Below are 13,978 nucleotides of genomic sequence, written 5' to 3' on the forward strand. Positions count from 1 at the left end.
GTTCAAGAAAGTGCGGTTCAAGAAAGTACGGTGCAAGAAAGTACGGTTCAAGTTAGGCTAGGGGAGCTAGCCTTTTTGTTTGTTATCGATTGACCAAAATACTAATTCGGTCATTTATTCATTCTCATGGAGGCGTTGCGTTATGAATGGTTTATCGTTGTTTGGCAAGGAAATGCGCCGGATTACACGTGACCGGAAGCTGCTTGTTCCGATTATCGGCATAATTTTCATTCCGGTTATGTACAGCGGCATGCTGATCGGTTCATTTTGGGACCCCTACGGAAAACTGAATGAGCTGCCCGTGGCAGTCGTCAACGAAGACGCCGGCGCGCAGTTTGAGGGTAAGCCTCTGGCCGTCGGGCAAGACTTGGTCGATGAGTTAAAGGCGAACAAGGAGTTTGACTGGGCCTTCGTCAGCCGGTCTGCGGCGGAGCAGGGACTAAAGGATGGCACTTACTATTATGCCATTGAAATTCCAGCGTCATTCTCGAAGCAGGCGACTACGCTGATGGATGAGAACCCGCAGCCGGCGGCGATTCGCTACGTGTCCAACGACAGCGAAAACTATTTGGCCGCGAAGATCGGCCAGACCGCCGTTGCGAAGCTGCAGTCCGAGATTTCGCAGCAGGTGACGAAGGCCTACGCCGAAGCGGTCTTCTCCGGCATCGGCGAGGCGGCGGACGGCATCGCGAAGGCTAGCGAAGGCGCCGGCAAGCTGAGCGCCGGCGCTTCCGATGCGGAGCTGGGCGCGCAGCTGCTGCGCGATAATGTTGCTAAGCTGGCCGCGGGTTCGGAGCGGTTAGCCGGCGGGGTTGAGGCGCTAGGCAGCGGCGCCGGGCAGCTGGCGGCCGGCACGGCCGCAGTGCGCGACGGCTCGGCGGCACTCGCTGCCGGGCTCGGCAAGCTCGAGGCCGCCGGAGCGAAGCTCGGCGACGGCGCCTCGCAAGCCGCGGAGGCCGGCGCGAAGCTGGCCGCCGGGCTTGCTGCGGCAGAACAAGGCAGCGCGCAGCTTGCCGGCTCGGCCGCGCAGTTGGCTGCGGCGCTCGAGGCGTACGCCGCGGCGCAGCCGGATGCAGCGCAGGATCCCGCGCTGCAGGAGCTGCTCGGCGCAGCCCGCGCGGTCGCTGCGGGCGCGGGCGAGCTTTCCGGCGGCAGCGCGCAGCTTTCCGGCGGCGGCGCGCAGCTGCAGCAGGGCCAGCGCCAGCTGCAGCAAGGGCTGGCGGCGCTGCATGCGCAGCTCGGCGCCGCGCAGCAAAGCGGCGCCCGGCTGGCCGCGGGCGCCGAAACCGCCGCGGCCGGCGCCGCGAAGCTCGCCGACGGCGCCGTTGCCGCAGGCCGCGGTGCGGCGGAGCTTGCCGGCGGCTCCGGCAAGCTCGCGAGCGGCTCCGCCGCGCTGGCGAACGGCACCGCGGAGCTCGCCGGCGGCACGGCCGAGCTGTCGGGCAAGCTCGGCGATGCCGCGAAGCAAACCGGGGGCATCACCGGAACCGATGCCCTCTACGACATGTTCGCGAATCCTGTCCATGTCGAGGAAGAGAAGCTGACCGACGTGCCGAACTACGGCACCGGCTTCACGCCGTACTTCTTGTCGCTCGGCTTGTTCGTCGGCGCGCTGTTGTCCACAACGGTCATGCAAATGCGCGAAACCGGCACGAAGCCGGCCTCGGGCTGGAGCTGGTTCGTCAGCAAGGCGCTTTTGTTTGCAGGCGTCGGCATTGTGCAAGCGCTGATTGCAGACGCGATTTTGCTCTACGGCATCGGGCTTGAAGTGAATCACTTAGGCGCATTTGTCGGCCTGTCGGTGCTGGCTAGCGTCACCTTCATGATGATGGTGCAGTTCCTCGTGACCGCGTTCGATCAGCCGGGCCGCTTCCTCGGCGTCATGATCATGATTTTGCAGCTGACCGGTAGTAGCGGCACGTACCCGTCTGAGCTCGTGCCTTCGTGGCTTCAGAAGATCAGCGCATGGCTGCCGATGACGTACACGATCGGCGCGTTCCGCGAAATCGTAACGGGCAACGAGCTGCAAACCGTCGGCAGCAAGGCTTTGCACATCGCCGGCTTTGCCATCGTTTTCGCGGCTTTATCGCTCGTCGTCTTCCTGATTTTGCACCGCAAAGCAAAGCAAGAGCCGGCCGCGCATGCGGTGCTGGCGTAACACGTATTGGACCAAAGCGGCTGAAAATGCGTATTTCACAAGAATTAACGCTTCTGCGATTCGTTAAGCTGCTCCAAACCGCATATTTGTCGCAAATAAGCACGACTGAGTTCGTTACGGCGGAACCTGCATCGCAAACCACCTCATAATCATCAGCACACAATAAAAAGGCTGGACTACGCGGCAGTTGATCTGCTTGTGCGTTGTCCAGCCTTTTTTCAATTAATAAACACCGTCGCGATCGGCTTCCGGTAGACCACCTGGTATCCGAGCCCCTTGGACAGCGCGGCCAGCGGCAAGTACGTTACCGAGCTGCCGCCGACCTGCTGCAGATAAGCCGGTGTTTCCAGCGGGACCGGTTGCCCGTTCACCTTCATCGTCGAAGCATCGATCGTAAACGCGACCGTCTTATCGCCGGATTTGATCGTCGCGGTCCGCGTCTTGCCGTCCCAGGCGAGCGTCGCGTTAAGGGCCTCCGCCACGTCGCGCATCGGCAGGAAGGTCGTGTTGTTCTTAAGCACCGGCTTGTTGCCGCCCTTCAGCGACTTGCCCCGCACGACCACGCGCAGCGGAGCGCCCGAAGCGAGCGCATCAGGATCGCGGTACTCGCCCCAGATGCCTTTGGCGAAAACTCTGCCCATTACATCATAGCCGGCTTGCTTTGGATGAATATCCCCTCTGAGGATGGACGTGTAGCCGAACTCTTTGCCGCGAAACGGCAGCGCGACGTCAACGGTCCGCACATCGAAGCCTTCTTGTTCGAATTTGGCGGCAATCGCTTCGGTCTGTGCCTTCAGTTTGTCGACCCCTTCGATTAATACCGCGTATTGTTCATCCGTGATTGCCTGATTCAGCGTGGAAGGCTTAGGTGCAGGGAGATATTGATCAGAGAAAACGACGGCAGCCTTCGGATTCAAACCCAACACCGAACGCAAAGCCGACTCGAGCATAGGATAGTAACCGTCCAGCAGCGTATCCAACCGCGTTTGCAGCTGGTCGGCCGACAAGTCTTCTTTGCGAATCGCATCGAAGATCGGGGTAAAATCATTCCCGCCGATCGTCAGCAGGATCAAATCCGCTTTTTTTGCCTCTTCGGCAAGCCTGTCGCTCTTCGCGGCCGTTGCTTCCGCAAGCGGGTAAGCGGACAAGCCCGGCTGAATCCCCTCCGCTGTAATGCGAGTACCGGTCGCCGCCGCATCAAACAGTTTCAAAAGCCCCGGCGTCTTCAGGCCAAGGATGCCGAAATTTTGCAATTCGGCGCGGCCGCGATAAAGCGCCTGCTCGTAAACGCGCTCGACATAGCCGTAAGGTACGGCATCGATCGTCATGCCCAGCTCATAGCCGGCCGTCAAGGAATCGCCGATCGCGACGATGCGAAGCGGCTGGCCGGCTTCCGCTTTTGGCGCGGCAGGCGTGGTTGCCAGTATAACTTGAGTAGGTGTGGATAATGGCAAAATGACTCCCGCGCCAGCGGTACCCCCGGCGATAGCGCCGCCGGGTCCGAACGTGCCAAGCAGCATGGCTGCGGCTGCGAGCGTCACGGTTATGCGCGGAAGGTTCCTGAATTTACTATACATTTTCTCCACATCCTTATGCATAATTATGCGTTTTATTGAGTACGATCCGATTTCGAATTTAATTTTTCGAATTGCTGCTGTGCCGTGGCAAAGAATGGTTATCACAATTATAAAAATATTAAATTGATATCGGTAAGCACTGGTGTTAAAATAATATAATAACTTTTTGGAATACCTGAATTTCATGCGAAACGCTTTCATTTTTTTCGCATGTACACCTTCATTTTAAGCGATACCGCTTGGAAAATGAAGCCGGATTCGATGTATAAGAATCCATTCCATCCGTTTATTCAAAAATTTCTCATAAGAAAGGTTGCATCCAAGTGAAAGAGAACCGTTTAGGATTGCCGCCGAAGCAAGGTCTATACGATCCGCAATTTGAGAAAGACGCTTGCGGAATGGGCTTTGTGGCTAACATCAAGGGAATTAAATCACACACGATCATCCAGCAGGCGCTGACGGTGCTCGAGAACATGGAGCATCGGGGCGGCCAAGGCAGCGAGCCTAACACCGGAGACGGAGCGGGGATTTTATTGCAAATTCCGCATGGCTTCTTCTCCCGTGAAATGAAGGAGCTTGGCGTCGAATTGCCGGCAAGCGGCGAGTACGCCGTCGGCATGCTGTTCTTGTCGCAAGACGAGAGCATCCGCAGCAAGCATGAGCGCGAGCTCGAAGCGATCATCCGCGAGGAAGGACAGACGCTGCTTGGCTGGCGTACCGTTCCTACGAATGACGAGAAGCTCGGCCACTCGGCGAAATCGGTAAAACCGTTCGTTCGCCAGGTGTTCATCGGCCGCAATCCTGAGCTGAAGGATGAGCTGTCCTTTGAACGCAAGATCTACGTCATTCGCAAACGCGCGGAAATCGCGATTCGCTACTCCGGCGCGGAAGGCGCGGACACGTTCTACTTCTCCAGCTTCTCCAGCAAGAAAATCGTGTACAAAGGGATGCTTACGACGGAGCAGGTTCGCTCGTTCTACGTGGAGCTTAACGATGAAGCGATGGAAACAGCCATTGCGCTCGTTCACTCCCGTTTCTCGACGAATACATTCCCGAGCTGGGAGCGCGCGCATCCTTACCGTTACCTCATCCATAACGGCGAGATCAATACGCTTCGCGGCAACGTGAACTGGATGCATGCCCGCCAAACGATGGTGGCCTCGGAATTGTTCGGCAATGATTTGGACAAAATCAAGCCGATCATCAATCCGGACGGCTCCGACACGGCGATGTTCGACAACACGCTCGAGTTCTTGTACCTTTCCGGCCGTTCCTTGCCGCATGCGGCGATGATGATGGTTCCGGAGCCATGGTCCAACCATGAGGGCATGAGCGACGAGAAGAAAGCTTTCTATGAATACCACAGCTGCTTGATGGAGCCGTGGGACGGTCCTGCCGCAATGGCGTTTACCGACGGTACGCAAATCGGCGCGATCCTCGACCGGAACGGACTGCGTCCTGCCCGTTATTACGTTACGAAGGATGACGTGATCATTCTCGGCTCCGAAGCCGGAACGGTTCATGTCGACCCTGAAAATATTTTGTACAAAGACCGTCTTCGCCCGGGCCGTATGCTGCTTGTCGATACGCAAGCTGGCCGCATCGTATCCGACGAAGAGGTGAAGGCTCAAATCGCAGCCGAGAACCCTTACCGCGAATGGCTTGACGAGCACCTTGTCGGACTTGACGAGCTTCCTGACGCGCCTGAGCTTCCGGAGCCGGACCACGAAACGGTCGAGAGCCGCCAGCAGGCGTTCGGCTACACATTCGAGGATTTGCGCAAAGTGCTTGAGCCGATGGCCGGCAGCGGCGTAGAGCCGATCGCTTCGATGGGCTACGACGCTCCGCTTGCGGTGCTGTCCGAGCGTCCGCAGCGTCTGTTCAACTACTTCAAGCAAATGTTCGCGCAAGTCACGAATCCGCCGATCGACGCGATTCGCGAAGAAATCATTACGGCGACCGGCACGACGCTTGGACCAGAGCGCAACCTGCTCAATCCGGAGCCGGAGAGCTGCCGTCACATTAAATTGGCTACGCCTGTGCTTTCGAACGAGGAGTTCGCGAAGCTTCGCCATATTCGCCGTCCTGGCTTCAGATCCATCACGATTCCGACGCTGTTTAACGCAGCCGAAGGCGAAGCTGGACTGCGTTTTGCGCTGAAGCAAATGTGCGAAGCGGCTGACCGCGTCATTGCCAAAGGCCATAATATTCTTATTTTGTCCGACCGCGGCGTAGACCGCGAGAATGCGGCGATCCCGTCGCTGCTCGCCGTTTCCGCTCTGCATCACCATCTGATCCGCGAAGGCACGCGTACGAGAGTCAGCATTTTGCTGGAATCCGGCGAGCCGCGCGAAGTGCACCACTTTGCATTGCTGCTCGGCTACGGCGTGAGCGCCGTGAACCCGTACCTGGCGTTCGAAACGCTCGACGATATGATTCGCCAAGGCATGCTTAGAGGCGTGAAGCACGATAAAGCGGTGAAAAACTTCATTAAAGCTGCGACGAAGGGCGTCGTTAAGATTTTGTCCAAAATGGGCATTTCGACGATCCAATCATACCGCGGCGCGCAAATTTTCGAAGCTGTCGGCTTGAACGAAGAGCTTGTTGACGAGTATTTCACTTGGACGACAACCCGGATCGGCGGTATCGGTCTGGACGTGATCACGGAAGAAACGCTGAAGCATCACAACCGCGCATTCGCGGAGCAAGAAGGCCGCGTGAAGGAGCTTGACTCCGGCGGCGAATACCAATGGCGCAAAGACGGCGAAGACCACTTGTTCAGCCCGCAGACGATTCACACGCTGCAAATGGCTTCCCGCAAGAACGACTATAAGCTGTATAAGAAATTCTCCGCGCTCGTGCAAGGCGAAGACAAGAAGCATTTGACGCTGCGTTCGCTGCTTGACTTCAATTACGATGCCGAGCCGGTACCGCTCGATGAAGTCGAATCCGTGGAATCGATCGTGAAACGCTTCAAGACGGGCGCGATGTCTTACGGTTCCATCAGTAAAGAAGCGCATGAGGCGCTCGCGATCGCGATGAACCGCATCGGCGGCAAATCGAATACGGGCGAGGGCGGCGAAGATCCGTCGCGTTACACGCTGGACGAGAACGGCGATTCCCGCCGCAGCGCGATCAAGCAGGTTGCTTCCGGACGCTTTGGCGTTACGAGCAACTACCTGGTCAATGCCGACGAAATTCAAATCAAGATGGCGCAAGGCGCGAAGCCGGGCGAGGGCGGCCAGCTTCCGGGACGCAAGGTTTATCCTTGGGTTGCCGAGGTTCGCGGTTCCACTCCGGGCGTAGGTCTCATTTCGCCGCCTCCGCATCACGATATTTATTCCATTGAGGACTTGGCAGAGCTGATCCACGATCTGAAGAACGCCAACCCTCGAGCACGCATCAACGTGAAACTCGTATCCGAAGCAGGCGTAGGTACGATCGCTGCCGGCGTTGCCAAAGGCCGCGCGGACGTCATCCTCGTCAGCGGCTACGACGGCGGAACAGGCGCATCGCCGCTTGCATCGATCCGTCACGCCGGTATGCCGTGGGAGCTCGGACTTGCTGAAACGCACCAAACGCTCATGATCAATAACCTGCGCGACCGCGTAGTTGTTGAGACGGACGGTAAAATCATGAACGGCCGCGACCTTGCGATCGCAGCTCTTCTCGGTGCCGAAGAATACGGCTTCTCGACCGCGCCGCTCGTTGTTCTTGGCTGTATCATGATGCGCGTCTGCCAGCTTGACACTTGCCCGGTTGGCGTTGCGACGCAAAATCCTGAGCTTCGCGAGAAGTTCATGGGCGACCCGAGCCATGTTGCGAACTACATGCTGTTCGTCGCGCAAGAGCTGCGCGAAATTATGGCAGAGCTCGGCTTCCGTACCGTACAAGAAATGGTCGGCCGCGTAGATCGTCTTCAAACGAAGGATCTCATCGACCACTACAAGCTCAAAGGCATCGATCTTCGTCCGCTGCTGCATCAGATGGAGGTGCCGCAAGGCTCCGCACGCTACTGCACGCAGGAGCAGGATCATAAATTGGAAGAGTCGCTCGATATGCAGCAATTGCTGCCGCTTGCGCTTCCCGCAATCGAGACGGGCGAGCAAGTCCGTGCGACGCTGCCGATCACGAACATCCACCGCGTAGTCGGTACGATCGTGGGCAGCGAAGTGACTCGCCGCCACGGCGCGAAAGGCTTGCCGGAGGATACGATTTCGTTCCACTTTGTCGGCTCGGCCGGTCAAAGCTTCGGCGCCTTCGTTCCGAAAGGCATCACGCTTTCTCTGGAAGGCGACTCCAATGACTATGTCGGCAAAGGTCTTTCCGGCGGCAAAATCATTGTGGCGCCATCCAAGAAAGCTACGTTCAAGGCTGAAGAGAACGTCATTATCGGCAATACGGCATTCTACGGAGCGACAAACGGCGAAGCTTATATCCGCGGTATCGCGGGCGAGCGCTTCGCGGTTCGTAACTCCGGCGTGAACGTCGTAGTCGAAGGCGTTGGCGACCACGGCTGTGAGTACATGACAGGCGGCCGCGTCGCGATTCTCGGCGGCACAGGCCGTAACTTCGCAGCCGGCATGTCCGGCGGTGTCGCTTACGTCCTGGATGAAGCAGGCGATTTCTACAAACACTGCAACATCGAAATGGTTCTTCTGGAGCGTGTCGAAGATGAGCGCGATTCCGAAGAGCTGCACGGCATGATCAAGCGCCACGTGATGAACACGGGCTCGGAGATCGGCGACCGACTTCTTTCCGATTGGGAGACGTCCAAGCAGAAATTCGTGAAGGTCATTCCGAAGGATTACAAGCGGATGCTGGAGCAAATCGAGAAGCAGGAGCAAGCTGGCTTGGCCGGCGACGAAGCGCTTCTCGCGGCATTCGAAGCGAATATGAAGGAACTCGCGCGCGTTGGCGGGAACTAATCGAACAAATTGAAAGAGACCGGTAGCGGACGACATGTCCGGCTATCGGTCTTTTTTGTACCAATTGCCGCAATGAGTAGCAACAAATTTAGCAAGCGCTTACAAAATGTAAGGAAAGTTGATATTGTGTTAGGATGAATTACCATTTATCGACAAAAAAACAAGATAAATGTGAAAATAGGCCCACACCCTTCGACATCCTTTTTGAACGCGATTCGATATAATGAATTCAGACAAGTGGTTATATACTAGAGAGAATATAATAAAGGAGAGGTTGTTTTGGGTGGATGGGTTGGTGAGGCATCTCATGTGCGGGCAAGAAGGGTAAGGTTCATCTTACATAGAGGGAGTAGGAGTTTGGGTATGAAAAAAATTGAAGATCAAAATAAAGAAGCACAGACACCTTCGCTGGGAACGGTAGAGCTCGATGTCCGCACCATTATGGAGCAGCTTGGAATTGATCTTGCGAAATGGCCCATTGATTTACCTCCACTCCAAAAATAATAGACAGATTAAAAAACCATAGTCGCTGCGACTATGGTTTTGTTGATTTATAAAAGAAACGATGGTCGGCGGCAACTGTTATTTCATGTTGCGTTCCATTCTTACGAAAGCGATAAATCGTTTAGCCTCTTCAGGAGTGAGGCTTAAGCCGTCTATTTTTAAATTGTATTTGCTGAGCAGATCCTCTTCGGATAGCTCGAGCTGTTCGACAAATTCGCGTACAGGCTCATCGAGCGTCACATGCGGCGCATTCGTCCGTCCAACCAGAAAGTCGACAGAAACCTTGAACAAATCGGCAAATTTAGATAACGTATCCGTATCCGGTTCGCGGCGGTTTTTCTCATAATGGGATAAGGCTGCGCGTGAAATTCCAAGTAGCCCCGCTGTCTGCTCTTGTGTCCAACCCCGATCGTCCCTCAGTTTTGCAATACGGTCACCAATGTTCATATTTCTCCTCCTATCAGGCTATAACTCCATATTAATACGAAATGCTTACAAAAGCATTCAATGCTACGAAACGTCACATATTTTTGGAGTGGAGCAAAAAGGCATTGACATGTTACAGTTCGTATCGTAGAGTAGAACATGAAATAGATACAAAATGTATCTCTATCTATATATCATTACCCTTTCAGGCAAGGGTTAAACGCACCGATTTGATAATTTTTAACGAATATTTCACGTGTAGGCGCTCCATCACGCTAAGGGCTAAGCGGCTTAGACGCTGTAGCTCTTTTTTAGTCGGCTCGAGAATATATAGCAGGACTATCAATGGATGGAAGAAGACGTGATTCATGGAAGGATGGATGATTAATGAAGATTGCAGTGATTGGTACTGGTTATGTCGGACTCGTTTCAGGGGTATGCTTCGCGGAATTGAAACACGAGGTTATCTGCGTGGACAAAGAGCTATCCAAAATAAGCAAACTGCAAGATGGCGAGATTCCGATCTATGAGCCGGGTCTTCAGGAGCTGGTTCTGCGGAATGCGGCGGAGGGCAGACTATCCTTTACTTCGGATTTAGCCGCCGCTGTTCGTCAGTCAGAGCTCGTCATTCTCGCTGTCGGCACGCCGTCGCTGCCGAGCGGCGAAGCCAATCTAGCCTATATCGAGCAGGCAGCCAGAGAAGTCGCTCAAGCGATGGATGGCCGCAAGATCATCATGACGAAGAGCACCGTGCCCGTCGGCACGAATCATATGTTGAAACAAGTCATTGCCGAGCTTACGGATCAGCCTTTCGACATCGTTTCCGTTCCGGAATTTCTGCGGGAAGGAACAGCCGTTAAGGATACCTTCAATCCGGATCGCATTGTAATCGGATCCGATGATCCGGCGGCGGTGCAAGCCGTCATCGAGCTTCACCGCCAGCTCACAGAGAATATCATCGTCACCGATCTGCGAAGCGCGGAGATGATTAAATACGCCTCCAATGCATTCCTAGCAACGAAAATCTCATTTATCAACGAGATCGCGAATATATGCGAGAAGGTCGGGGCCGATGTGAGCCAGGTGGCAGCGGGTATCGGCTATGACCATCGGATCGGGCATGCGTTCCTTCGCGCGGGGATCGGGTATGGCGGCTCGTGTTTTCCAAAGGATACGCAGGCATTGATTCAAATTGCCGGCAACGTCGATTACGAATTTAAGCTGTTGAAATCGGTAGTGGATGTCAATCACCAGCAGCGCTTCAGCATGATCCATAAGCTGGAGGAAATCTTCGGCGACTTGAAGGGACTTACTGTCGCAATATGGGGCTTGGCTTTCAAGCCGAACACCGATGACGTTCGTGATGCTCCGGCGATTGATATTATCCGGGAGCTCGTGCTTCGAGGGGCAGCGGTGAAGGCATGCGATCCGATTGCGATGGATAACTTCCGGAAAGTAATGGACAGCGAAGCGATCACCTGGTGCGAGGACGGGCTGGAAGCAGCCTGCGACGCGGATGCGATCTGTTTGCTGACCGAGTGGCAGGAATACTGCCGGTACCAGCTGAAGCATCTGCGGCGTGTCATGAAGCACCCGGTACTCATTGACGGGCGGAACATGTACAACCAAGAACAGCTGCAGGACAGCGGATTTATTTACAGGTCGATCGGAAGGCCATCCATGAACACGGTAGCGGCCATTCAAACACTGCAACCATTAGTATGACAAAGAACAAATTTAGGGTATGGAAGCGTGTGCTGTTGTGGACCGGGGCTGCGGCCGCAGTGATATTGCTGGCAGCCAGCGGGTTGACCTACTATTTATATAGCTCAGCCCAGCAAACGGCTGGCAAGATGTACGAGGAGCTTGGGCCGGTAAAGCCGGTCTACGTCAGTAAGGACACAGAGGTGCGGAACGCGAAGACTCCCGAACAGCCGGTCCAGATGAAGAGATTAGACCCGTTCACCGTACTCGTGCTAGGTGTCGATCAGCGCGAGCATGACAGCGGGCGCTCGGATTCCATGATTGTACTGAGCGTGAATCCGGTCAAAGGCTCCATCCTGATGTTTAATATTCCGCGAGACACGCGCACGGCCATCGTCGGTCACGCAGACGTTGACAAGATTAATCATGCGTACGCCTTCGGCGGCGTCCAAATGTCAGTGGCAACTGTCGAGCATTTCTTGGATTACCCGATCGACTATTTCGTCAAGATCAACATGGAAAGCTTCGCAAGGCTGATCGATTTGGTCGGCGGGGTGGAGGTTGATAACCCAGTTGAGTTCGATTATGATGGAACCGTTTTCGCGAAAGGGAACCTGAGTTTGAATGGCCAGGATGCGCTCAAATACGCCCGGATGCGCTATGACGATCCCCGAGGCGATATCGGCCGCAATGCGAGACAGCGGACTATATTGAAGCAATTGATGAACAAGGCGACGGACATCTCCAATGTGACGCATCTGCAATCGCTGCTGAGCGAACTTGGAAACTATGTGAAAACGAACATTACATTCAGCGAAATGAAGACCTTCGTCAAGGACTACGGACCGGCGATCCGCAAAGTCGATAGCATCGAGATTAAAGGGGCAGGCCAAACCATCGATCGCATTTGGTATTATATTGTTTCGGAAGCAGAAAGAGACCGCATTCACAACTTGCTTAAGGCTCATCAGCTTAAATCTTCGGCGTAACGCTTCCCGGAATAAATGAGGGCTTCCGCTCATAAAGTGAAGAAACCTTTATGGACAAGGAGGACTCGTCATGGCCAGCCGGCATAGAAGGAATAGGCAGCTGCCTGTGCTCCAAATTGCGGTCGCGATTTTGATCATTACGGTCGTGTGGCTGTCTTGGCATAACGCCAGGAAGCTGATGCCTGCAGGGGATGCGGAGCATGCGCTTGCAGCTGTGGAGCAATTTTACGCTTATGAGCAGGCGGGAGACTTCGGCAGCTCATGGGAGCTGTTTCACCCCGAGATGAAGAAACGCTTCAGCAAAGCGGATTATATCCAGAAGCGGGCTCATATTATGCTGCAGGATTTCGGCGTGACGACCTTTGAGGTCGAGACCGGACACCCTGCGGAGGTTGCGGATTGGCAGATGAGCGTTAATGCGGAACCGATCACGGAGGTCTATGAAGTTGTCGTGAAGCAAATCTTCCAAAGCCCGTACGGCAATTTCGAAATCGTCCAGCCGTGTTATGCCGCGAACGATGCCGGAGAATGGAAGCTGTTATGGTCATACCAAGCGGAGCAAGCACAGGAGTAGCGGATAAGGTGAAAATGAAGGCGCAGCATCAGTGGCAGACGCACCGCTGGAGGTGAGTTAGCAGGTGAGCAATATCGTGTATCTGAGGCAAAAGACAACAGGGCCGATCGAACTATACCGGTCATCCGACGGGACGCTGATGGCTGAGATGGAAGGGAAAGAATATGAACGGGTGAGGCTGGTTCGCGCATTCCCCCATTCGTTTCCCGACCGTTTCATCTCCGTCCGAAGCCAGCTGGGCGAAGAAATTATGCTTCTTCGCGATCTTGCGCTATTGGATGATAGCAGCCGGTATACGGCTAATGAAGAGCTGCGCAGACATTACATGGTGCCGAATATTCAACGAATCACATCTATTCGCAAGCTCGCGACGGAGTGGAGCTGGCAGGTGGTTACCGATTGCGGCCGAGTTACGATTACGATGGATGATTTGCATGGGAACATCCATGCGATCAACGCCAGCAGGTGGATATTAACCGATACCGAAGGCCGCCGCTACATGTTGTCGAATGTGGAGCAGATGGATGCGGAGAGCCGGAGATGGTGGGAAAAAGTGAATTAAGCGGTCTTTTTTTTGAGCCTAATGTTACAAATTGTAACGCTAATCAGAATCGAGGCGTAGTGAAATGAGCGGTGAGATGAAGGAGCGGGAGCATATCCGCATTAAGCTCCGGGACGGTGTAGGAGCGGAAATGTCCATCTGCCAAGTGCAGGGGGAGCCGGGGGAGGCGTCCAAGCCATCCCCGATCCTCCTGCAAAACATGAGCCCGGCAGGCTTGCAATTCCTTAGCCATCTCCGTCTGCCGGTCAGCACCGACTACATGCTGCAATTCTCCATTACCCTTGGGGAATGGCAGTTCGGCCTGCTCGGGCATGTGGTCTGGAGACGCCGCGAAGGCAATCATTATATTTATGGCTGTGCCTTTCTGCCGGATGAAAGCATCCGCAAGAGCATCGGATGCGCGCTGCTTGCCAAGCTCCAGGCGATGAGCCCGAAGCGGCTGGTCGTACATGAACTGTACCGGCGAATGGTGAATAAGAAAGAGACGAACTTCTCCCGCCTTGATGTCAGGAGCTGAGTGACCTGCTTTTAAACGGGAGGAGTTTTATTTAGTCAA

The 13,978-nt window shown here is 55.0% G+C and carries 10 protein-coding genes; 8 read left to right on the top strand and 2 right to left on the bottom strand.

All coding sequences use genetic code 11. The features are described from left to right. The first annotated feature begins 142 nt into the window (after positions 1–142). Complete coding sequence (locus DL346_RS18130) at positions 143–2,158, top strand: YhgE/Pip domain-containing protein (RefSeq protein WP_112883556.1); 2,016 nt, start codon at positions 143–145, stop codon at positions 2,156–2,158. A 218-nt stretch (positions 2,159–2,376) separates the two neighbouring features. Here the strand turns inward: DL346_RS18130 and DL346_RS18135 are convergent, their stop codons facing one another. Beyond that, positions 2,377–3,735 carry an SGNH/GDSL hydrolase family protein gene (locus DL346_RS18135; RefSeq protein ID WP_165822567.1) on the bottom strand — a complete coding sequence of 453 codons (1,359 nt, stop codon included), beginning with the start codon at positions 3,733–3,735 and terminating at the stop codon, positions 2,377–2,379. A 323-nt stretch (positions 3,736–4,058) separates the two neighbouring features. On the opposite strand from DL346_RS18135, the gene gltB reads away from it, so the two are divergent. Next, positions 4,059–8,663 (top strand): glutamate synthase large subunit, encoded by a 4,605-nt coding sequence (gltB, locus tag DL346_RS18140; protein WP_112883558.1) that lies wholly within the window; start codon positions 4,059–4,061, stop codon positions 8,661–8,663. A 363-nt stretch (positions 8,664–9,026) separates the two neighbouring features. After that, positions 9,027–9,167 carry a hypothetical protein gene (locus DL346_RS29130; RefSeq protein WP_165822568.1) on the top strand — a complete coding sequence of 47 codons (141 nt, stop codon included), beginning with the start codon at positions 9,027–9,029 and terminating at the stop codon, positions 9,165–9,167. 78 nt (positions 9,168–9,245) lie between these two features. Here the strand turns inward: DL346_RS29130 and DL346_RS18145 are convergent, their stop codons facing one another. Then, the gene (locus DL346_RS18145; protein ID WP_112883559.1) at positions 9,246–9,614 is read right to left on the bottom strand and encodes a helix-turn-helix domain-containing protein; all 369 of its coding nucleotides are present in this window, start codon (positions 9,612–9,614) and stop codon (positions 9,246–9,248) included. Between the two features lie 366 nt (positions 9,615–9,980). Here DL346_RS18145 and DL346_RS18150 point away from each other — a divergent pair, with 366 nt between their 5' ends. The 5 genes from DL346_RS18150 (at position 9,981) to DL346_RS18170 (ending at position 13,939) form a co-directional block, all read left to right on the top strand. Beyond that, positions 9,981–11,318 carry a UDP-glucose dehydrogenase family protein gene (locus DL346_RS18150; protein WP_112883560.1) on the top strand — a complete coding sequence of 446 codons (1,338 nt, stop codon included), beginning with the start codon at positions 9,981–9,983 and terminating at the stop codon, positions 11,316–11,318. 29 nt (positions 11,319–11,347) lie between these two features. Then, complete coding sequence (locus DL346_RS18155; RefSeq protein WP_240633273.1) at positions 11,348–12,286, top strand: LCP family glycopolymer transferase; 939 nt, start codon at positions 11,348–11,350, stop codon at positions 12,284–12,286. A 70-nt stretch (positions 12,287–12,356) separates the two neighbouring features. Next, positions 12,357–12,860, top strand: coding sequence for a hypothetical protein (locus tag DL346_RS18160; RefSeq protein WP_112883562.1), 504 nt, complete (start codon positions 12,357–12,359; stop codon positions 12,858–12,860). Between the two features lie 64 nt (positions 12,861–12,924). Continuing rightward, positions 12,925–13,422: a DUF1854 domain-containing protein gene (locus DL346_RS18165; protein WP_112883563.1), complete on the top strand. Its 498-nt coding sequence runs from the start codon at positions 12,925–12,927 to the stop codon at positions 13,420–13,422. Positions 13,423–13,486: 64 nt separating this feature from the next. Next, positions 13,487–13,939 (top strand): PilZ domain-containing protein, encoded by a 453-nt coding sequence (locus DL346_RS18170; protein WP_112883564.1) that lies wholly within the window; start codon positions 13,487–13,489, stop codon positions 13,937–13,939. The last annotated feature ends 39 nt before the right edge of the window (positions 13,940–13,978 follow it).

The sequence above is a fragment of the Paenibacillus montanisoli genome, assembly GCF_003268025.1.
GTDB lineage: Bacteria > Bacillota > Bacilli > Paenibacillales > Paenibacillaceae > Paenibacillus_Z > Paenibacillus_Z montanisoli.